Origin of the sequence: Mycobacterium sp. 663a-19, assembly GCF_035616495.1 — a bacterium.
Lineage (GTDB): Bacteria > Actinomycetota > Actinomycetes > Mycobacteriales > Mycobacteriaceae > Mycobacterium.
The window spans coordinates 1-538 of the sequence record NZ_JAPJAV010000045.1 but is presented as its reverse complement, the minus strand read 5'-3'; the positions used below and the strand labels follow the sequence as shown (position 1 = coordinate 538).

Genomic DNA, 538 nt, shown 5'->3' with positions numbered 1-538 from the left:
TGCCTTGATCGGCGCCGAACACGGTGCGCAGGCTTTCATGGCGGGCCACCACATCGGCCAGCGCCGCCGCGAGGGCCCCCACATCTAGTTCGCCGGCCAGCTGCCACGCGGTGGCCATGTTGTAGGCCGCCGAGGGCCCGTGCAACTGCTCGATAAACCACAACCGGTGCTGGGCAAACGACACCGGGATACGCGCCGGGCGCCCCACCGCGCGCAGCGGGGCCAACCCCGCCTGCGCCGTGTCCAGCCGCGGTGCCAGGGCGGCCACCGTGGGGGATTCGAACACCGCCCGCACCGACAACCCCACCCCCAGGGCGGTGTTGAGCTCACCGATTAGCCGCATCGCCGACAGCGAATCCCCACCCAACTCGAAAAACGAGTCGTCGACCCCGACCCGATCCAGCCCCAACACCCGGGCGAACACGCCGGCCAGGATTTCTTCGACCGGGCCGGTCGGGGCCCGGTAAGACCCGGCGGGGGTGTAGTCGGGGGCCGGCAGCGCCGCGGTGTCGAGTTTGCCGTTGGCGGTCAGCGGCAA

Annotated in this window: 1 protein-coding gene; it reads right to left on the bottom strand. The window is 71.0% G+C overall.

What is annotated here, in order from left to right:
* Window positions 1-538 (bottom strand): phosphopantetheine-binding protein (locus tag OQ968_RS24790; protein ID WP_324682295.1); only part of this gene is annotated, 538 nt, incomplete at both ends.